Source organism: uncultured Alsobacter sp., from assembly GCF_945952055.1.
GTDB lineage: Bacteria > Pseudomonadota > Alphaproteobacteria > Rhizobiales > Beijerinckiaceae > Alsobacter.
The window spans coordinates 167,966-188,432 of sequence record NZ_CAMFHB010000005.1 but is presented as its reverse complement, the minus strand read 5'-3'; the positions used below and the strand labels follow the sequence as shown (position 1 = coordinate 188,432).

Here is a 20,467-nt window from a genome sequence, read left to right as displayed (position 1 = left end):
CGGCAGGCGGATGGAGCGGGATCGGCCTGGTCAGACGAACTTGATGCCCAGCTCCCGGTCGCGCTTCCACACGACCTGGCTCTGGTAGGGCACGTCGCTGCCGCCGATGAACAGGGCGAAGGCCTTGCCGGGGTCGATGCCCGCCGGGAGTTCGATGCGCGCGCCGCCGCGCGACATGTCCCGGATCACGCACGGATAGAGCTGGCCGCCGGCGAAGACGCAGGCCGGCGCGGTGACGTCGAGGCGCGGATGGCGGCGGTTGGATGCGGACATGGGACACCGGGGTCTCTGGTCCCAGATGGCCACCAAGGCGTGAACATCGGCTGAATCACACGGCGAAAAACCGGGGTTTCAGGACACCCGCCGCCCCGCCGGGTGATGGACGCCGCCCAGCACCACGCCCGCCGCGGACAGGCGGTGCGCGCCGTCGAGGGCCTCGCCGGTGGAGTCCACGTAGCCGAAGCGTCCCTCGTCCAGCGTGAGAATCGAGGCATCGCCCGCGCTGCCGGGCTTCAGCGACCCGATGTCGTCGCGCCCCAGCGCCTTCGCCGGCTCCAGCGTGGCGCGCCGGACGACCTCGCCCAGCGGCATGCCCAGGCACAGGAACTTCGACATCGTGGTGAGCAGGTCGAAGGCGGGCCCTTCGATGCACAGCGCATGCACGTCGCTGGAGATGCAATCCGGCGGGAAGCCGTTGGCCAGCATGGTGCGGGCGATGGCGAAGGAGAACGAGCCCATGCCGTGGCCGATGTCGAAGATCACGCCGCGCGAGCGCGCCTCGAGGACGCAGTCCAGCACCCGCCCGTCCGGCCCCGCCGGGCAGTTGGGGAAAGGCCGGAAGCAATGGGTGAGGATGTCGCCCTTGCGCAGCCGGGCCAGCACGTCGGCGAGCATGGGAGGCGGCTCGTCGATATGGACCATCATGGGCATCTGGGCCTGCTCGGCCGCCTGCCGCGCGATGTCGAGCGGCGCCACGCCCGAAAAGCCGCTGGCGTTCTTGCCGACGCGCACCTTGATGCCGGCGATCATGTCGCGGTTGGCCTGCGCCACCGCGACCGTGTCGATGGGCGCCATCAGCCGCATGTCGCCGGATTCGCCCACCATCACCCGCTTCGAGAAGCCGTAGATGCCGGCGAAGGAGATGTTCAGGTAGGCGATGATGCGCACCGGGGCGCGCTCGATGACGTGTTCGCGAAAGCCCTTCCAGTTGCCCGCCCCGGCGCTGCCGGTGTCGACCAGCGTCGTCACCGCGCCCTCGTGGAAGAGGCGCATCGCGTCCACGCCCAGCGACGTCCCGCCGTCGTAGACATGCGTGTGCAGGTCGATGAGCCCCGGGGTCACGATCCGTCCCGCGGCGTCGATGACCGACCGGCAGCCCTCCGCCGACAGGGAAGGCCCGAGCTGGGCGACCTTGCCGTCGGCGAAACCGACGTCGAGGACGGCGTCGAGGCCCTGGGCCGCGTCGATCACGCGACCGCCACGCAGGATGAGATCGAAAGCCATGTCGCGTTCCTCAGGCGGACGCCACGCGTCCGGTCAGGGGGGTCAGGGGTCCAGGCGAACCCCGAGATAGGTCCGGTCGTCGGCAAAGACGCCGCCGACCGAGCCCTTCACCGAGATATAGCGGCCGGTCTTGCTCGGGTCTTCCCGCTCGACGTCAGCGAAGGCCTCCTCCCAGGACGCCACGCCGAAGCCGACGCCCGGCGCGAAATACCCGTCGCTGAACAGTTCGATGGTCTCCAGGCCCGAAAGCGGAAGCTGCTCGCGATGGATGAGCGTCTCCGGAACGGCGTAGCCATCCATGCAGGAATAGCCCAGGCACTCGCCCGGCTCGTTCTGGAAGCCGCCCTGCGCATTGACGATGCCGCCGCGCACGAGGGTCTCGATGTCCTTGCGCGGAACGTGCGGCAGCCTGCGCTCGTTGGCGGCGACCGCGAGCGCCTCGATCCGCGCGAGCTTCGGCGCGTCCAGACAGGGCGCGAGCGGCTCGGGCGCCTGGGACGTCCCGTGCCAGGTCACCTGGCGCGCGACCTTCTCCATGAGCACCGGGTCGCGCGTCGTTTCCGCGATCACGGACCAGGCTTGCTGGCGCAGCGTCGCGGTGATCAGGTCAAGGTCCTTCTCGACCTGCACGACCTTGCCGCCGATGCGGATGCCGCTGTCGCCGACGAGCGTGACGTCGGCGACCCCGTCGTGGAGGGTGACGAGCGCCATGGTCGCCGAGAAGCGGTTCTCACGCTCGTGGAAGGCACGCTCCAGCATGCCGTGCCGGCGATAGGCCGCGGCCAGGGCGTCGGTCACCGCGCGCACGATCGCCAGGCCGTCGCCCAGCGGGGCGTCCGGCGCACTCAGGATCCTCTCCAGCGCGGCCTTGACGGTGACGGCGGCATACTGTCCCGACAGCATGCCGTCGTAGCGCGAGCCGTTGCGGGCCGTGGCGCCGTCGATCACCGCGAAGGCGAGGCCCGGCAGGATGACCAGCCGGTCCTCGTTGGCTTGCGGTGCCGATGGATCCTTGGCCTGCGTGAAGGCCTCGATCAGCATGACGTTCGATCAGCGGTCGGCGAGCGCCTTCTTCCAGGTCGCGATCCAGGCGTTGCGGTTCGCGGCCGCGGCCTTGATGTCGTAGTTCACGAGCTTGATCTCGTTCATCGGCTTCAGGCCGGCGGCGTTCACGTCGGTGCGCACCGAGCGCCGGCCGATCTCCTTCACGAGGATTTCCTGCACGGGCTTGGACAGCAGCCAGTCGACGAAGGCCTTGCCGTTCTCGACGTTCGGGCCGCCCTTCACCATGGCGATGCCGTCGGCCACGGTCGAGGTGCCGTCCTCCGGATAGACGATCGCGACGTTGCCGCCGTTACGGACGTATTCGAGGGCGTTGTCCTCGAGCGTGAGGCCGACGAGCGCTTCGCCGTCGTTCACGAAGCGGACGACCGCGCCGGAACTGTCGGAGAGCGCGAAGTTGGCGAGGATGCCCTTGTAGGTGTCCCAGCCCTTGTCGCCATAGGCGGTGAGCACGGTGCCGAGCTGCTGGAACGAGGAGCCCGACGAGTCGGCGCGGGCCGAGGAGATCTTGCCCTTCCACTTGGGGTCGGCGAGGTCCTTCCAGCTCTTGGGATAGTCGGCGGGCTTCAGCTGCTTCGTGTTCACCGCGAACACCGCCATGATGCCGGTGTAGGGCAGCCACTCGGGGCTGACCGTGTAGGCCTTGTTGAGGACGGCGGCGTCCTTCGGCGCGTAGGAGGCGAGCAGGTCCTTGTTGTCCTCGAGCGACTCGCCGCCGATGCTCCAGATCACGTCGGCCTTGGGCGAGCCCGCTTCGGCGCGCACGCGCTTGATGATGTCGCCGGATCCGGCCTTGACGAGATCGACCTTGATCCCGGTCTCCTTCTCAAAGCGCGGCTGCAGGAGCTCGATGATGTTGCTGTTGTGGGCCGTGTAGACCACCACCCGCTTGTCCTGCGCCACGGCACCCGTCGCCGCCGCCGCGAGGAGAAGCCCCGCCACGAAAACTGCCTTCATCACCTTGCTCCCTGGTCCTGTTCACGCCTTGCCCGGTTCGACCGGGATCCTGCAATGTGACACTAATCATGCAATGTGACGGTTGCCCCGTGCAACCGTCACCGCGACACCCCGGCCCGAGCAGGAAAAGAAACGACCGTGTCCCGTCTGGAAATCCGTGCCGTCGAGAAGAGCTTCGGTGAAGTCCGCGTGCTGAAGGGGGTCGACCTCACGGTCGAGAGCGGGGAGTTCTTCACCCTCCTGGGGCCGTCCGGCTGCGGCAAGACCACGCTGCTGCGCATCATAGCCGGTTTCCAGGGCCAGGACCGCGGCGAGGTCACGGTCGACGGTGACCGGATCGACCGCCTGCCGGCCCACAAGCGGGACGTGGGCATGGTGTTCCAGGACTATGCGGTGTTTCCGCACCTGACCGTGGCCGAGAACGTCGCCTTCGGCCTGCGCGCCCGCAAGCTTCCCGAAGCCGAGATCAAGGCGCGCGTGGAGGAGGGCCTGCGCATGGTGCGGCTCGACGGCCTCGCCGCCCGCCTTCCCTCGGAACTCTCCGGCGGCCAGCAGCAGCGCGTCGGCCTGGCGCGGGCCATGGCGATCCGGCCACGGCTGCTTCTCATGGACGAGCCCCTGTCGAACCTCGACGCCAAGCTGCGCATCGACCTGCGCGAGGACATCCGCGACATCCAGCGGCGGCTCGGCATCACCACGATCTACGTCACCCACGACCAGGAGGAGGCGCTCGCCATCTCCGACAGGATCTGCGTGATGGAAAAGGGTGTGGCGGAGCAGGTGGGATCCCCGTTCGACGTCTACCACGCGCCCCGCCGGCGCTTCGCCGCCGCCTTCGTCGGTACGATGAACTTCCTGAAGGCGGCGCGCGACGGCGGCCGCGTCCGGCTCGGCTCGCAGGTGCTTCAGCTCGCCGCGCCCGCCGCCGACGGCTTCGACCTGGCGATCCGGCCCGAGAACGTGCTGATCGGAGCGCTGGGGGAGGGCCGTCCGGGGGTCGATTTCGACGCCGTGGTGAGCAAGGTGGTCTTCCTCGGCCGCGAGGCCCAGTACACGCTGCGCACCGAGGCGGGCGACCTGCTCGCCCAGGTCGCCGACCCGACCCGTGAACTTCTGGCCATGGAAGGCCGCCCGATCCGCGTGAAGCTGCCCTACGACAAGATCCTCGTGTGCAGCGCCGCCGGCGACGTGGCCCCGGCGGAGGCCGCGTGATGCTGGCCCCGACGAAGCGCCACGGGTTCGATCCCTGGCTGGTGGTGCTGGGCGTCGCCTGGGCCATCATGCTCGCCCTGCTCGTATGGCCGCTGTGGTCGGTGCTCTCGGCGAGCCTGCACGACAACGACACGGGCGCCTGGACGATCGGCAACTACGCCGACGTGTTCACGCTGAAGAGCTACCGGCGGGCCATCGCCAACACCTTCATCGCGGGTCTGGGCGGCATGACCGGCGCCCTGCTGCTGGGCGTGTCGCTGGCGCTGATCGTCACCCGCTATGCCATTCGCGGCCGTATCGTCATCCAGACGCTGGCCGTGATCGCCCTGGTGTCCCCGCCCTTCATCGGCGCCTATGCCTGGATCGTGCTCTTCGGGGCCAACGGGGTGGTCCGGCAGGGCTTCGCCTCCCTGGGCATCGACATCCCCACGATCTACGGCGCCACGGGCGTCATCCTGGTGTTCGCCTTCAAGTTCTTCCCGCACGTCTTCCTCATCACCTCCGGGGCGCTCTCGGCGGTGAACCGCTCGGTGGAGGAGGCCGCCGAGGGTCTCGGGCTCTCTCCCGTGCAGCGCCTCTTCAAGGTGACGTTTCCGCTGATCCTGCCCTCGGTCACCGCGGCGGCCCTGCTCACCTTCGTGCTGTCCATCGCCGACTTCGGGACACCGCGCCTCATCGGCCGCGACTTCAACGTGCTGGCGACCGAGGCCTTCACGCTGTTCGGCAGCGAGGTGGGCGGCAATCCCGGCATGGCCTCGGCGCTGTCGATGGTGCTGATCATCCTGTCGATGGGGCTCGTTCTGCTGCAGCGCCGCCTCACCCGCCGCGACGTCTACGGCGGCAACCTGATGCGCCGGCCCTTCGTCGTGAAGGCGACGGGATGGAAGAACGTCGGCCTGCACGCGGCCGCCTACGCCATCGTGCTCGTCGGCGCGCTGCCGGCCATCACCGCGGTGGCCTTCTCCTTCCGCGCGACGCGCGGACCGGTGTTCCAGCCCGGGCTCAGCCTCCAGAGCTACGAGCGCGTCATCGCCACCGTCTCGAAGCCCATCGTCAACAGCCTCGTCTATTCGGGCTTCGCGGTCGTCGCCATCGTGGTCATGGGCACCCTCATCGGTTACCTGATCGCGCGCCGGCCGCAGCCGGCAACGGCGGCGCTCGACGGCATGCTGATGGTGCCCTACGTCGTGCCCGGCATCGTCATGGGCATCGCCATCATCACCCGCTTCAACGGCCCGCCGCTGGAGCTGACCGGAACCGGCCTCGTCATCGTCATGGCGGTCTTCATCCGCCGCCTGCCCTACTCCGCACGCTCCGCGGCCGCCGCCCTGAAACAGCTCAGTCCGAGTCTCGAGGAGGCGGCGATCAGCCTCGGCTATTCGCCCGCCAAGGCCTTCCTGAGGGTCACCGTGCCGCTGATCGGCCCGGGCATCCTCGCCGGCGCGCTCATGAGCCTCGTCACGGCGATGAACGAGCTGTCGTCGTCGCTGGTGCTCTATGTCGGGGCGACCGTGACCATGCCGGTGCGCATTTATCTCGCGGTCCTGGACGGCGAGTACGGCCTCGCCTCGGCGCTCTCGACCATCCTGCTCGGCCTGACAGTTCTTGCCGTTTTGGGCGCATTCCTGCTCTCCGGCCGGAAGCAGAGCTCACTTCTCTAGCCTTCCGGGGGGCAAAAGAGGGCTTGCCTCTGCCCCTCGCCGGACGCCATTGTCGGACAACCAGACGAAAATGGCATCCGGGGAGAGAACGATCATGAGGCACATCTGGGCAGCAGGACTGGCGCTGGCGCTCTTGGCGTCGACCGCCACCGCCCCGCAGGCGGCCTCCCCGCCGAACATGCTCGTGATCGGCACGGACCTGTCGGCGGTGCCCTCGCTCGACCCGGCGGCCATCAACGCCCGCACGGTGTCCGAGGTCGTCTCCAACCTCTACGACAACCTCGTCCAAATCGCGCCCAACGACATGCAGACCATCCGGCCCATGCTGGCCGAGAGCTGGACCGTGTCGCCCGACAAGCGGACGATCACCTTCACGATGCGCAAGGGCGCGGTGTTCGCCAGCGGCAACCCCATCACGGCCGAGGACGCGGCCTGGTCGATCCGTCGCGTGATCAAGATGGCGCAGGTCGGCTCCACCGACGTCGCGCTGTGGGGCTACACCCCCGAGAACGTCGACAAGTTCATCCGCGCCACCGACGAGCGCACCCTCGTCGTCGAGCTGCCGGAGCCGGTGGCGACGGACCTCGTCATCTATTCGCTGGCGGGCTCCTCGCTCGGCATCATCGACAGCAAGGTGGCGTTGAAGAACGAGAAAAACGGCGACCTGGCGCGTGACTGGCTGAAGGGCAACGCCGCGCCGAGCGGCCCCTTCTCGCTGATCCAGTGGCGGCCGAACGACATCCTGATCACCGAATCGCGGGCCAATTACTGGGCCGGGGCACCGGCCATGAAGCGCGTGATCATGCGCCACGTGCCCGAATCGGGCAGCCTGCGGCTGCAGCTCATGGCCGGCGACATCGACGTCGCCCAGTATGTCGGGGCCGGCGACCTCGAGGCGCTCGCCAAGGAGAAGGTCGTCATCGACCAGGTGCCGGGCTTCGGCTTCTACTACATCGCGCTCAACACCAAGGATCCGGACCTGGCCAAGCCGCTCGTGCGGCGGGCTTTCCAGCACGTGCTCGACTGGAAGGCGCTGGCGCAGACCAGCATGCGCTTCGCGGGCTATCCCTGGCAGTCGATCATTCCGAAGGGCATGGTCGGTGCGCCCGCCAACCCGCTGCCCGGCTACGAGTACGACCCCGCGCTCGCCAAGAAGCTGCTCGCGGAAGCGGGCTATCCCAACGGGCTCAAGAAAAAGCTCTTCCCGTCGGGGCCGGCGCTTCTCCAGAACACCGAGGCGCTGCAGGCCTCCGCCAAGCTGGCCGGCATCGAGCTGGAGCTCGTCCCCGGCGAGCACACGCCGGACTTCCGGGCGCGGAACTTCGAAGTGCTGATGGGCAACTCCGGCGCGCGCCTGCCCGATCCCTTCGGCACCGCGGTGCAGTACGCCTACAACCCCGACAACCGGGACGCCGCCAAGCTCGGCGCGTACTACCTGTGGCGCGTGGCGCAGGAGGCGCCCGAGCTGACCAAGATGGTCGACCAGTCGAAGGCCGAGACGGATCCGGCCAAGCGCAAGGCGCTGTTCGAGGACATGGACAAGCGCTACCGCGAGATGGATCCCGGCCTCATCGTCCTCTTCCAGCGCACCGATCCCTACGTCATCCGCGCCAACGTAAAGGGCTATTTCGGGCACCAGACCTGGTCGACGCGCTGGGCCTCGGTGACCAAGGAGTGAGCGCCGCGAGCCGGCCCTCACAGGCTCCGGCCGATGAAGCCGGGGCCGAGGATCACAGCGAGCGTCTCGCCGTCCTCGGCCGCGTGGCCGGCCGGATCCTGTCGATCGTCCTCACGCTCCTGGGGCTGCTGCTGCTGACCTTCACCATGGGCCGGCTCCTGCCCGCCGACCCGGTGCTGGCGATCACCGGCGCGGAGGTGAACAAGGCGACCTACGACCGGGTCTACCAGGAACTCGGCCTCGACCGTCCCGTCTGGGAGCAGTTCCTGACCTATCTCGGCAAGGTGCTGCGCGGCGACCTCGGCGTCTCGGCGACGACCGGCCACAGCGTGCTGACCGATCTCGCCCACGTGTTCCCGGCGACGCTGGAGCTCGCGATGGTGGCCGTCGTCACCGGCGTGCTCATCGGCGTGCCGCTCGGCATCGTCGCCGCCGTGAACCGCGGCAAGCCCATCGACCACGTCGCCCGCATCATCGGGCTCGCGGGCCATTCGGTGCCGATCTTCTGGCTCGGCCTGATGGCGCTGCTGCTGTTCTACGCCAAGCTGCACTGGGTGGACGCCTCCGGCCGGCTCTCGGTGTTCTACGAGGGCATGATGGAGCCGGTCACCGGATTGCTGCTGCTCGACACCGCCATGGCCCGCGACTGGGACATGTTCCGCGACGTCGTCTCGCACATCGCGCTGCCGGGCCTGCTCCTGGGCTACTACTCGGTCGCCTACATCAGCCGCATGACGCGCAGCTTCGTGCTCGAGCAGCTCAACCAGGAATACGTGGTCGCGGCCCGCGCCAAGGGCCTTTCCACTTTCCAGATCGTCTGGCGGCACGTGTTCAAGAACATCCGCGTGCAGTTGCTGACCATCGTGGCGCTGACGCTGGGCGGGCTGCTCGACGGCGCGGTGCTCATCGAGACCGTGTTCGGCTGGCCGGGCCTCGGGCAGTACCTGACCCGCGGCCTCACGATGAACGACATGAACGTGGTGATGGGGGCGGTGCTGCTGACCGGCACGCTGTTCGTCACCATCAACCTGATCACGGACCGCCTCTACAAGGTCCTCGACGCCAGGACGCGCTGAGATGTCGGCTTCCGCACCCGTCCTGCAGAGACCGCCGTCCGGCGCGCGCGCCGCCCTGCTGCGGCAGCTGGCGGACGGCTGGCATGCCTATCGGCAGCACGTGATGGGCATGGTGGGCCTGGCGCTGGTCGTCCTGCTCCTGGTCGTGGCGCTCTTCGCGCCCTGGATCGCGCCCTTCGACCCCAACGTCCAGGACCTCCAGCAGCGTCTGCTGCCGCCCTCCGCCCTGTACTGGTTCGGCACCGATCACCTGGGCCGCGACGTGTTCTCCCGCGTCGTGTTCGGGGCCCGCACCACCGTCGAGATCGTGCTCCTCGTCACCATCATCGTGGCCCCGGTGGGCCTCGTGATCGGCACCACCGCCGGCTATGCCGGCGGGCTGGTCGACGAGGTGCTGATGCGCATCACCGACATCTTCCTGGCCTTTCCGGGCCTCGTGCTCGCGCTGGGCTTCGCCGCGGCGCTGGGCCCCGGGCTCACCAACGCCACCATCGCCATCGCGCTCACCGCCTGGCCGCCCATCGCGCGCCTCGCACGCGCCGAGACGCTGAGCCTGCGCAAGGCGGACTTCATCGCCGCCGTGCGACTCCAGGGCGCGACGCCGTCCCGCATCGTGCTGCGTCACATCCTGCCGCTGTGCATCCCCTCGGTGATCGTGCGCGTGACGCTGAACATGGCCGGCGTGATCCTCACGGCGGCGGGCCTGGGCTTCCTCGGCCTCGGCGCGCAGCCGCCCCTGTCCGAGTGGGGCGCGATGGTCTCCTCGGGCCGCCAGTTCATGATCGACAGCCCCTGGGTGGTCGCCGCGCCGGGCCTCGCCATCGCCGCGATCACGCTCGCCTTCAACCTCGCCGGCGACGCGCTGCGCGACGTGCTCGACCCGCGGGGCGACCGGTGAACGCCATGGCGCAGCCCCTCGTCGCCGTGCGCGAGCTGCGTGTCGGCTTCCGCACCAAGGCCGGCATCGTCGACGCGGTGCGCGGCGTCGGCTTCGACCTCGGCCGGGAGAAGCTCGGCATCGTGGGCGAGTCCGGCTCGGGCAAGTCGACCGTCGGCCGCGCGCTGATGCGGCTGCTGCCGCGCTCGGCCGCGGTGCGGGCCGAGCGCCTCGCGGTGTGTGGCACCGACGTCCTGACCGCCAGCGACCGGACCATGCGCGACATTCGCGGCGGGCGGATCGGGCTCATCATGCAGGACCCGAAATACTCGCTAAACCCGGTCGTCACCGTCGGCGAGCAGATCGCCGAGGTGTTCCGGCTGCATCGGCCCGAGTACGCCGGCAAGCGTGCGGCCCGGGAGGCGACCCTCTCGATCCTGGAGCAGGTGAAGATCCGCGATCCCGAGCGCGTCGCGTCCCTCTATCCCCACCAGGTGTCCGGCGGCATGGGCCAGCGGGTGATGATCGCCAGCGTGCTGGCCGGAGGGCCGGACGTGCTGATCGCCGACGAGCCGACCTCGGCGCTCGACGTGACGGTGCGCCTGGAAGTGCTGGCGCTGCTCGACGAACTCGTGGCGAGCCGCGGCCTCGGGCTGATCTTCATCAGCCACGACCTGAACCTGGTGCGCAAGTTCTGTGACCGCGTGCTGATCATGTATGCGGGGCGGGTCGTCGAGGCGCTGGCCGCCCGCGACCTTGGGAACGCCACGCACCCCTACACGCGGGGACTGCTCGCCTCCATGCCGCACATCCACGAGCCGCGCGACCCGCTGCCCACCCTCGTCCGCGACCCGGCCTGGCGGGAACCGGCATGATCGCCGTCGAGGACCTCGTCGTGCGCTTCGACCGCCGGGGCGCGCCAGCGGTCGGGGGCGTGAGCTTCGCCATCGCGCCGGGCAGCACCTTCGGCCTCGTCGGCGAATCGGGATGCGGCAAGTCGACGGTCCTGCGGGCCATCGCAGGGCTGATCCCCGGCCATGGGGGCCGCGTCCTCATCGACGGGAAGCCCGTCCCCGAGCGCCGCGACAAGCCGTTCTTCTCCCGGGTGCAGATGGTCTTCCAGGATCCCTACGGCTCCCTGCATCCGCGCCAGACCATCGCCGCCCAGCTCGCCGAGCCGCTGCGCAACCTGGGGCTCGACCGCTCGCCGGGGCGCGTCGCCGACGCGCTGGTGGCCGTGGGCCTCGATCCGGCATTCCAGTGGCGCTTCCCGCACGAGCTCTCCGGCGGCCAGCGCCAGCGCGTCGCCATCGCCCGCGCCCTCATCGTGGAGCCGCAGGTCCTGCTCCTCGACGAGCCCACCTCGGCGCTCGACGTCTCCGTGCAGGCCGAGATCCTGAACCTGCTCACGGCCCTGCGCCGGGAGCGCGGGCTCACCTACCTGCTGGTCAGCCACGACCTCGCGGTCGTCTCGCACATGTGCAGCCGCCTGGCCGTCATGCAGCGCGGGCACATCGTCGAGGAGCTGGAGGTCGAGGCCCTGCGCGCGCGGCGCGTGACGCACCCCTACACCGCCGAGCTGCTGGCCGCGAGCGAGGCCTATGGCTGAGCCGGGCAGGCTGGCCAGATTTGCATCACGAGGCGCCCGAGACCGACATCGTCGAGCCGATCCTGATCGCCGCCCGGGCACGGCCCGGCAACCGGCCTGAGCCATTTATCGCCGTTTTCGGAAAATTTTTTTCAGGCCGGATGCGCCCCATGACGAAAATCATCATCGCCTCAACGGGATGACCTGCAGACTCAAAAGCTGAGCGGTGCCGAACGCGCTGTTCGCCGCGAAATCTTTTCATCTGGCGCGCGAACCGGCAGCGTGCCGCGCTTTTCAGCGGTTCCCGCCCTTTGCAAAAAAAGTTTCAAGCGTAGGATCGTGGCGGTCCCGATGCTGGATGGTCCTCATGCAAAAGCTCGTTCTGCCCTCCGACCGGTCGGCCGCCTCCAGTCCCCGCATGGAGAACCTGCTGGACGGATTCGAGCCCGACTTCACCTTCCAGCCGGTCGATCCCCTCCCGGAGGCCGAGTTCGCCGACCGGCTGCGCCGTATCCGTCGCGAGGCCACGGTGGCAGGGCACGACGTCATCCTCGCCCACGCCGACGGAATCGGCTGGTACAAGGTCTCGAACTCCTATCTCCGCTACATCTGCGACTGGGCGCGCGAAGGCGTGCTCGTCATCCCGACGGACGAGGATCAGCCCCTCGCCCTGTTCTCGATCTTCAGCAGCTCCGTTCTCCTGCCGCCCGCCGGCGAACCGGTGCTCGTGGACGACATCTGGCAGGTCGGCACCTGGGGACGCGAAAGCTACAACCGGCCCGGCAAGACGGTCGACAGGGTCGTCGCCGCGGTGTCGGCCCACCTGAAGGACCGGGGATTCTCGTCCGTTCAGATCGGCACCATCGGCGACGCGACCTCGGCGCCCTATTGGGCCGGACTGGCGCGGGAGTTGCCCCGCAGTTCCTTCGTGCCCGCGCAGGCGATCGTCGACCGCATGCAGCGCATCCGCAGCAAGGGTGAGCAGGCGCTGGTTCGCGCCGCGGCGCAGTTGGCCGACATCGGCATCCAGGCGGCTTGCCACGTCACGCGGCCAGGCGTGACCGACCACGAGATCTACGCCGCCTTCACCTACGCGCAGATGTGCCGTGGCGGTGAGACCGGCGACGGCTACCAGATCGGCATCAACCAGTGGGGCACCGCCTGCGGCAAGCCCTACGGGCACGTCGTCCGCGACGGCGACCTGATCAACCTCTACATCTCGAACACGACCTACCGCGGCTACAATGCCCAGATCGCCCGCATGATCGCGGTCGGCACCATCACGGCCAAACAGGAAGACGTCCTGCAGATGTGCGTCGAGGGCGTCCGCGCCGCGGCGGCGAATGTGCGCCCCGGCGCCCTCGTGTCCGACGTCGCCAACGCCTCGTTCGACCCCTACATCGCGCGCGGCTATCTCACCTCGGCCGACAGTCGCACCATGTCCTACAACTGGAACGCCAACGAGGACGGGTCTCCCCGGCTGATACCGCGCGAGTACGTCCCCGACGAGGATTGGGAACGCCAGGGCCGGCGCCTGATGCACGTCTATCCGGCCGTTCACGGGCCGCACAATCCCAATGTCGGCCACGAAGTCTCGATGCCGAAGTTCAGCCACTACAACATCCAGTCCAACAACCATGATCGGCTCGAGCCGGGCATGATCTTCGTCCTGCACGCGCAGTGGCTGGACCCGCTGGTGGCCGGCTGCAATGTCGGCGATTGCTACCTCGTCACCGAGGACGGGGCGGAAAACCTCAGCTGCCATTCTCCGCTCGAGCCCTGGCGCGTGAAAGCCTGAGCCGGGCCGGGCAACACACCTTCATCCTGCTTCCATATCCGAGGGGACATGACCATGACGACTTCCCGCAGACGCATGCTTTCCCTGTTGCTGGCCTCGGCGCTCGGCGTGGCCGGCTTCGTGGCCCTGCCCAGCCGTCCCGCACACGCCCAGGCCAAGCCGCCCGTCACGCTCGTCGTGGCCAACTCGCAGTGGCTCGACGCGTTGCGCGGCAAGAATCTCTGGGCCGCCGTGACCAAGTACCAGCAGGTCGCGCCCCACGTGACGCTGCAGCAGGAAGCCATTCCGTCGGCCGACTTCAACGACAAGATCACGACCGCGCTCGGCGCCGGGCAGGGACCCGACATCGTGATGATGCAGGAGGGGCTGTTCTACTCCCTCGCGGAGGCCGGCTTCCTGGTCGACATCGGCAAGGCCGCCGAAGGAGCGGCGCTGAACCACACCAACGAGAAGGGTGTGGTGAAGGGCAAGCGCCTCGGGATCGCATGGCAGCGCGCGGTCTACGCGCTCATCTACAACAAGAAGCTGCTCGATGCCGCCGGCGCCGCCGTGCCCAAGGACGTCGACGGCCTGATCGCCTCCTCGAAGGCCATCCAGGACAAGACCGGCGCGATCGGCTTCAGCTCCCGTCACCAGATCGCTGATCTCAGCGGCTGGTTCATGGACTTCCAGAGCTGGGCCTACGGCTACGGCGTCAACTGGGTCGACGGGGCAGGCAAGCTGACGCTCAACACGCCGGAGGCGGTCGCCGCCACCGCGGCCTTCAAGAAGACCTTCGACTCCGGGATCATCCCCGTGGGCGACGACATGCCGACCCAGCGCACGCGCTTCAAGCAGAAGCAGATCGGGTTCAGCATCGACAACAGCGGCGGCACGCTGAACATCGCATCGGGCGGCCCGCTCGCCTCGACCGATCTCTATTCCGCGCCGCTGCCGTTCAAGGCGCCGGGCGCCCACCAGCAGATCTTCCTGGGCGTCAGCAAGCACTCGAAGAACCAGGCGGAAGCGATCGCCTTCCTCGCGTGGCTCGTCACGGCGGACGGTCAGAGGGCCCTGCGCGATGCCTCGGGACCCGATGCCCTGGCCACCGACGTGCCCGTCACCGAGGCGTTCCGCGCGACCAACCCCTGGGCCGACACGTTCGCCGCGCTGGCCGTGAACTCGCGCAGCACCCTGATCCCCGGCTATGAGTCAAAGACGACGCCCATCATGCGTCTGGTCATGGAGGCGGTGGAAAAGGTCATCGTCGCGGGCGCCGATCCCAAGGCGGCCCTCGACGAGGCCCAGAAGCAGGCCCTGGCCCGCTTCTGATCGGACCCGCCCATGGCCGCCAAGACCACCATGCGAACCTCGGCCCTCGGCGCACGCGCCGCGGGCTATCTCTTCATCGTCCCACCGGTGATCTACCTCGGCGTCTTCATGTTCTGGCCGCTGGCGCGCCAGATGTGGATGAGCCTGACCAACACCACGCTCGCCCGCCCGAACGACGGCGTCTTCGTCGGCCTCGCCAACTACGCGCGGCTGCTCGAGACGCCGGCCTTCTATGCCTCGCTGCGCATCACGGTCGTCTATGCGAGCCTGGCGGTGCTGCTGGGCGTCACGCTGGGCGTCGTCTCGGCGCTGGCCATCAACCGCCCCTTCCGCGGGCGCGCCGTCGTGCGGGGGATCCTGCTGTTCGGCTGGGCCGTGCCGAACGTCGCGGCAGCCCTGATCTGGCTGTGGATGTTCAACGAGCGCTCCGGCGTTTTCAACAAGATGCTGCTGGGCATGGGCTTCTCGCGCCTGCGCTGGCTGACGAGCATCGACTGGTCCCTGCCCTCGATCCTGATCGTGACGGTGTGGCAGGTGGCGCCCTTCGTCATGCTCGTCACGCTGGCGGCCCTGCAGTCCGTGCCCGAGGAGGTCCGCGAGGCGGCCCGGGTGGACGGGGCCGACCCGCTGAACGTCTTCCGCAACGTGACCTGGCCCCACATCCTGCCGTCCGTTCAGCTCGCGGCGCTGCTGGTCGCCGTGTGGTCGATCCGCCGCTTCGACATCATCTATCTCCTGACGGGAGGCGGTCCGCTGGGCAGCACCTCGACCCTCGTGGTGAAGATCCGCCAGACCGCCTTCGAGGCCCACGAACTCGGAATAGCCAGCGCCTACGGCGCCGTGGGCCTCCTTCTCGCGCTTCTCGTCGCGGGCATTCACAACCTGGTCGATCGGCGCCGCATGCGCTGGGTGGCGGAACGATGAGCGCGCTGTCCCTGATCCTCGGCTTTCTGCGGGCCATCCTCGTGCTCGTGCTGGTGGCCGTCGCCGGCTTCCCGATCTACTGGATGGCGACGACCGCCTTCTCCGACCCCGGGCAGCTCTACGCGAGCGGACAGGTGCCCTGGCCACAGCCGCAGTATTTCGGCGCCCTGGTCGCCGAACTCGAGGGGCTTCCCGTCGGGCGCTGGATGCTGAACACGCTCTTCGTCGCGACGGGGACGACCGTCGTCAGTCTTCTGCTCGGCTCCCTCGCGGGTTACGCGCTCAGCCGATTCCGCTTCCACGGCCGTGGCGTGGTGGGCTTTCTGCTCTTCATGACGCAGGTGGTGCCGGAGGCACTGATCCTCGTGCCGCTCTACGCCATGTTCGTGGCGCTCGGCCTTCTCAACAATCTCCTGGGTCTCGTGCTGGCCAACGCGGCCTTCTCGCTCCCGGTGGCGACCTTCATCGTGAAGGGCGCCATCGACGCGATCCCCTACGAGATCGAGGAGTCCGCGCTGATCGACAATTGCCCGCGCATCGGCGTGCTCACCATGATCGTGCTGCCGCTCATTGCCCCGAGCCTGGCCGCCGCCGCCGTGATCGCCTTCTTCGCCGGCTGGAACGAATACCTCTTCGCCTCGACCTTCCTGATGAACCGGACGCTCTGGCCCGCCAGCGTGGGGCTCGCGTCGTTCATCGGTCAGTACGAAACGCCGTTGTCGGCCGTCATGGGCACCGCGCTCCTGTTCAGCCTGCCGGCGATCACCTTCTTCCTCGTCATCCAACGCCGGATCGTGTCGGGGCTCACCTCCGGCGCGGTGAAAGGCTGACCATGCCCGAACTCGTCCTCGATACCGTCGCGAAGACCTTCGGCGACACCCAGGTCATCCGCTCGCTCAGTGCCACCGTCGAGGACGGCGAGTTCCTGGTGCTCCTCGGCCCGTCCGGCTGTGGCAAGTCCACCTTGCTGCGCATGATCGCCGGGCTCACCGAAATCACGGCCGGCGAGATCCGCTTCGACGGCAAGCGCGCCAACGACTGGTCGCCGCGCGAGCGCGACGTGGCCTTCGTCTTCCAGAGCTACGCGCTCTACCCGCACATGACGGTGCGGGGCAACATCGCCTTCCCACTGGTCATGGATGCGTTCAGGCCCTGGCACCACCTGCCTCTGGTGAACGGCTGGATGCGTCGTCGCAGGATGAAGGACCCGGCCATCGCGGCCCGGACGGACGCCATCGCCCGGCAGCTCGAACTCGACCCGCTGATCGATCGGCGCCCGGCGGGCCTGTCCGGTGGCCAGCGCCAGCGCGTCGCGCTGGCCAGGGCCCTGATCCGCGACCCCTCCATCTATCTGCTGGACGAGCCGCTCTCCAACCTCGACGCGCGCCTGCGCATGCAGATGCGGGCCGAGATCTCCTCGCTGCACCACAAGGTGGGAAAGACCTTCGTGTACGTGACGCACGACCAGGTCGAAGCCATGACCATGGCGACCCGCATCATCGTCCTCGACAAGGGAGAGGTGCAGCAGATCGGCACGCCGGACGAGATCTACCACGCGCCGGCGAACACCTTCGTCGCGCGGTTCGTCGGCTCTCCCTCCATGAACCTTCTGACCGTGGACGGCGAAGGTGCGCAGCTCAGGATCTCCCCGAGCCTGTCCTTCGCCCATGGCGAGGCTGCCCCGCGCGCCGGTCGCCTCGTCTTCGGCATCCGCCCCGAAAAGCTCGAGCTCCGTCCGCCGGGAGAGGGCCCCCTTCCCGCCGAGGTCGTCGTCGTCGAGAGCCTCGGGGCCGAGATCGTCGTCGGCTGCCGGCTGCAGGCCGGCGGCACCCGAGATCATCTGATCGACCATGATCTCGTCTTCGTGCGCCGGCCGGGCAACGAGCGGCCGGCCCTCGGGTCGCCGTGCTCCTTGTCGTTCGCCGCGGGCGACGTCGTCTGGTTCGACGCCGTGACCGGCCTTCGCCTGAAACCCTGATCCTCAGGACCCGTCGCCATGCAGCGCTTCCGCATCTCGGCCACCGGCCACAGCCTCAACTACCTGCCGGAATACGTCGCCCGGTGGCAGGGCTATTTCGCGGAGGAGGGCCTGGACGTCTCCGCGACCGTCCCCTCTCCCTGGGACAACGTGCTGAAGGAACTCGGCGACGGCGAGGCCGAGGCGGTGCTGGGTGGCGTATGGGTGCCATCGATGTTCTTCGGGCGCGGCACCCGCTACGTTCCCTTCGCGCAGGTCGCGGCCCGCGCGCCCCTGGCGCTGGTCGGCCGGATGCCCCGCGAGCACTTCACCTGGGCGCAGACCCGCGGCAAGGTCATCGCCATGAAGGGAAGCAACGGCGCGAGCGTCGGGCTGTTCATCAAGCTCCTGCTGCGCGAGAACGGAATCGATCCGGGCGAGGTCGGCTTCATCCAGGATCTCGACGGAGCGATGCTCGCCGCCCTCTTCAAGGGCGGCATGGGCGACTTCCTCGCCATCGACTATCCCAATGCGGCGCTTTTCGAGGCGTCCGGTCACGGCCATGTCGTGGCGCCCCTGGCGATCACGGGCGGCGACGTGCCGTGGAGCGTGTACTACGCGAGCGGCGAAGGCGACGACGCCCGCCTGGACGTGCAGACGCGTTTCGCAAGAGCGCTCGGGCGCGGCATGGCGTTCGTGCTGGCTCACGATGCCGGGGACTATGCGGGCTTCCTCGCCAAGACCTTCCCCAAGCTGCCTGAAGCCCTTCTGGTGCGGCTCACGAACGAGTACCGGCGCTGCGGCATGTGGACGACACCCCGCGTCGATCGCCGCGCCTATGATCGCTGGCAGGGCGGCATAGCGGCCGGTCACCTCGTGGCCGCACCGATTTCCTATGACGACCTGATCGACACGAGGCCGGTGTCCGCCTTTCCGGCCTGATCCTTCGCCGTCCGGTCAGCGCTTGGGATCGGACATCGGCGTCGACACGTCGTCGAGAAGGCCCACGAGACGATCGATCCGGGCGAAGCGCTGCACGCTGTCCTGGCCGAGCTTGGCGGCGGTGGCCCAGGCGAGGTGGTTGATCAGCGTCACCGCGGCCACGAAGGAGTTGAAGGGGGAGGGCGACTGGCAGCGGCACCGCAGGACCAGCTGGCTGGCCCGAGCGCTGGCCGCCGCGCTGACGTCGGTGATGAGCGCCGTGACGGCCCCTGCCGCCCCCGCTTCGGTCAGGATCGTGGGCAACAGGCGCGGGCGCCGACGGAAGGCGATCGCCAGAAGAACGTCGCCCGGCCCGATGGAGGCGATCTCGTGGGCATAGGTCGCGCCGCCCGACGGCAGGACGCGGACGTGCGGCTTGATCAGCGTGAAATAGTGGTGGGCGTGGTAGGCGAGCCCGTAGCCGCTGCGCAGGCCGATGATCCACACGCGCGGCGCCGCGACCAGCGCGTCCACCAGCCGGGACAAGGTCTCCTCCGGAATGGTTTCGGCCGTGGCGCGAATGTTCTCGAGATCGACCTGGACGGTTCGTGCGAGCGTGATCTCGTCGGCCGGGACCGCCGCCAGCCCCGGCAGTTCGGCCAGCGCCGATCCCCAGTGCTGGTCCATGCGAATCTGCCGCTTGGCCTCCGGGTAGGTGGAGTAGCCGAGGGAACGGATCAGCCGGGCGGCGGTGGCCTTGGAGACGTTCGCCTTGCTGGCCAGCTCACCCGCGGTGTAGCTCGGCAGGTCGCGCTGATGCAGCAGCAACACGTCGGCCAGGCGTTTCTCCGACGGGGGCAGGTCGGCATAGACGGCGTAGATGCGGGCTTCCAGAGACCGCTGCCGCGGCGTCTTCTTTCGGCGTCGATCGGAGGCGGCCTCGGTCATGGCGTCGAGATAACACCGGGAGGCCGGATGCCGTCCAGTCCGCTCACCCCCGCTTCGCCCGCCCCGCCGGCTTGCGGGAGGACGCCAGCACCAGGCAGGCGCCGCCGGCCTTGCGCAAGCTGTTGCACAGCGCCTCGGCCTCGGCGCGCGAACTGGTGCCGGCCCGGACCTGGTAGAAGCCGCGCGTGCCGCGGCTGCGCAGGACCGTGCGCAGGATCATGGGGTCGCGGCCGGCGAGGATGCCGGAGAACTGGCGCTCGGCCCGGCCGTAGGCGGCAAGCGCCCTGGCCCGCGAGAAGCCGGCGCTGAGCTGGACGCCCCAGGGCTTGGCGAGGCCCGCCTCCACGCGGCGCTCGAGCGCGGTCAGGAAGGGTGAAGCGCCGGGCGCCCGCAGGCTGGCGCGCACCTGCGCGCAACTGCTGTCGTTGGGCATCGGCAGGTCGGTGCCCGCCTTGCGCGCGGCGATCCAGTCCTGGACCGTGTGGCCGGTGATCTCGAACACATAGGCCGCCGTTTCCGCGGGCAGGAAGGCGTCGCCGCCGATGACGCCTTCGATCCGCCGCGGGCCGGCGTTGTAGGCCGCGGCGGCGAGGCCCCAGTTGCCGAAGGCCGCCTTCAGGTCGCGCAGGAACTCGGCCGCGCGGGGCAGAGCCTGCACCGGATCGAAGGGGTCGGTCAGGCCGCGCTCCGCCGCGGTGCCCGGCATGAACTGCGCGATGCCCTGGGCCCGCACGCCGAAGCGCGTCATCGGCCCCTGGGCCTGCGGACGGAAGCTGCTCTCCTGCCCGATCAGCCGCGAGAAGAAGGTGATCGGCAGGCCGTTGCCCACGGCCGCGGCCTCCACGAGCAGGCAGATCGCATCCGCCGCGGCGTCGCTCGCCTGGACCGGCGCCGGCCCGGCGGTTACCAGCCCTTCGAACGCCGCCCGGGCGGGCGCGCTCGCGCAAAGGAGCACGGCCAGGGCCAGGCGCTGTGCGAGCCTCGCAACGCCCAC

The 20,467-nt window shown here is 69.0% G+C and carries 19 protein-coding genes; 13 read left to right on the top strand and 6 right to left on the bottom strand.

Going from position 1 to position 20,467, the window contains the following annotated elements; all coding sequences use genetic code 11:
* Window positions 1–30: 30 nt before the first annotated feature.
* From Q0Q47_RS06055 to Q0Q47_RS06040, 4 genes are all read right to left on the bottom strand, one after another.
* A complete protein-coding gene (locus Q0Q47_RS06055) occupies window positions 31–273 on the bottom strand; it encodes a PilZ domain-containing protein (protein ID WP_293855909.1) in 243 nt (80 codons plus the stop codon).
* A gap of 78 nt (window positions 274–351) precedes the next feature.
* Window positions 352–1,503 carry an amidohydrolase/deacetylase family metallohydrolase gene (locus Q0Q47_RS06050; protein WP_293855906.1) on the bottom strand — a complete coding sequence of 384 codons (1,152 nt, stop codon included), beginning with the start codon at window positions 1,501–1,503 and terminating at the stop codon, window positions 352–354.
* 42 nt (window positions 1,504–1,545) lie between these two features.
* Window positions 1,546–2,544, bottom strand: coding sequence for a protein phosphatase 2C domain-containing protein (locus Q0Q47_RS06045; protein WP_293855903.1), 999 nt, complete (start codon window positions 2,542–2,544; stop codon window positions 1,546–1,548).
* A gap of 9 nt (window positions 2,545–2,553) precedes the next feature.
* Entirely contained in the window at window positions 2,554–3,522 is a 969-nt protein-coding gene (locus Q0Q47_RS06040; protein WP_293855900.1) for an extracellular solute-binding protein, read from the bottom strand.
* A 138-nt stretch (window positions 3,523–3,660) separates the two neighbouring features.
* On the opposite strand from Q0Q47_RS06040, the gene Q0Q47_RS06035 reads away from it, so the two are divergent.
* From Q0Q47_RS06035 to Q0Q47_RS05975, 13 genes are all read left to right on the top strand, one after another.
* Window positions 3,661–4,734: an ABC transporter ATP-binding protein gene (locus tag Q0Q47_RS06035; protein ID WP_293855897.1), complete on the top strand. Its 1,074-nt coding sequence runs from the start codon at window positions 3,661–3,663 to the stop codon at window positions 4,732–4,734.
* Window positions 4,734–6,395 (top strand): iron ABC transporter permease, encoded by a 1,662-nt coding sequence (locus Q0Q47_RS06030; protein ID WP_293855894.1) that lies wholly within the window; start codon window positions 4,734–4,736, stop codon window positions 6,393–6,395. The genes Q0Q47_RS06035 and Q0Q47_RS06030 overlap by 1 nt, the downstream gene beginning before the upstream one ends.
* 94 nt (window positions 6,396–6,489) lie before the next feature.
* Window positions 6,490–8,073, top strand: a complete 1,584-nt coding sequence (locus Q0Q47_RS06025; protein ID WP_293855891.1) for an ABC transporter substrate-binding protein — start codon at window positions 6,490–6,492, stop codon at window positions 8,071–8,073.
* A gap of 83 nt (window positions 8,074–8,156) precedes the next feature.
* Window positions 8,157–9,149: an ABC transporter permease gene (locus Q0Q47_RS06020; protein ID WP_293855979.1), complete on the top strand. Its 993-nt coding sequence runs from the start codon at window positions 8,157–8,159 to the stop codon at window positions 9,147–9,149.
* Between the two features lies 1 nt (window position 9,150).
* Window positions 9,151–10,047, top strand: coding sequence for an ABC transporter permease (locus Q0Q47_RS06015; protein ID WP_293855887.1), 897 nt, complete (start codon window positions 9,151–9,153; stop codon window positions 10,045–10,047).
* 5 nt (window positions 10,048–10,052) lie between these two features.
* Complete coding sequence (locus tag Q0Q47_RS06010; protein ID WP_293855884.1) at window positions 10,053–10,901, top strand: ABC transporter ATP-binding protein; 849 nt, start codon at window positions 10,053–10,055, stop codon at window positions 10,899–10,901.
* The gene (locus Q0Q47_RS06005) at window positions 10,898–11,635 is read left to right on the top strand and encodes an ABC transporter ATP-binding protein (protein ID WP_293855881.1); all 738 of its coding nucleotides are present in this window, start codon (window positions 10,898–10,900) and stop codon (window positions 11,633–11,635) included. Before Q0Q47_RS06010 ends, Q0Q47_RS06005 begins: the two co-directional genes overlap by 4 nt.
* Before the next feature lie 346 nt (window positions 11,636–11,981).
* Window positions 11,982–13,412 carry a Xaa-Pro peptidase family protein gene (locus tag Q0Q47_RS06000; RefSeq protein WP_293855878.1) on the top strand — a complete coding sequence of 477 codons (1,431 nt, stop codon included), beginning with the start codon at window positions 11,982–11,984 and terminating at the stop codon, window positions 13,410–13,412.
* A gap of 54 nt (window positions 13,413–13,466) precedes the next feature.
* A complete protein-coding gene (locus tag Q0Q47_RS05995; RefSeq protein WP_293855875.1) occupies window positions 13,467–14,723 on the top strand; it encodes an ABC transporter substrate-binding protein in 1,257 nt (418 codons plus the stop codon).
* 12 nt (window positions 14,724–14,735) lie between these two features.
* On the top strand, window positions 14,736–15,647 hold the full coding sequence (locus Q0Q47_RS05990) for a carbohydrate ABC transporter permease (protein ID WP_293855872.1): 912 nt from the start codon (window positions 14,736–14,738) through the stop codon (window positions 15,645–15,647).
* Window positions 15,644–16,477 carry a carbohydrate ABC transporter permease gene (locus Q0Q47_RS05985; RefSeq protein ID WP_293855869.1) on the top strand — a complete coding sequence of 278 codons (834 nt, stop codon included), beginning with the start codon at window positions 15,644–15,646 and terminating at the stop codon, window positions 16,475–16,477. Before Q0Q47_RS05990 ends, Q0Q47_RS05985 begins: the two co-directional genes overlap by 4 nt.
* A 2-nt stretch (window positions 16,478–16,479) precedes the next feature.
* Window positions 16,480–17,625 (top strand): ABC transporter ATP-binding protein, encoded by a 1,146-nt coding sequence (locus tag Q0Q47_RS05980; protein WP_293855866.1) that lies wholly within the window; start codon window positions 16,480–16,482, stop codon window positions 17,623–17,625.
* An 18-nt stretch (window positions 17,626–17,643) separates the two neighbouring features.
* A complete protein-coding gene (locus tag Q0Q47_RS05975; RefSeq protein WP_293855863.1) occupies window positions 17,644–18,546 on the top strand; it encodes an ABC transporter substrate-binding protein in 903 nt (300 codons plus the stop codon).
* A gap of 15 nt (window positions 18,547–18,561) precedes the next feature.
* Here Q0Q47_RS05975 and Q0Q47_RS05970 read toward each other — a convergent pair whose 3' ends face one another.
* Entirely contained in the window at window positions 18,562–19,473 is a 912-nt protein-coding gene (locus tag Q0Q47_RS05970; protein WP_293855860.1) for a MurR/RpiR family transcriptional regulator, read from the bottom strand.
* 43 nt (window positions 19,474–19,516) lie between these two features.
* Window positions 19,517–20,467 (bottom strand): transglycosylase SLT domain-containing protein, encoded by a 951-nt coding sequence (locus tag Q0Q47_RS05965; protein ID WP_293855857.1) that lies wholly within the window; start codon window positions 20,465–20,467, stop codon window positions 19,517–19,519.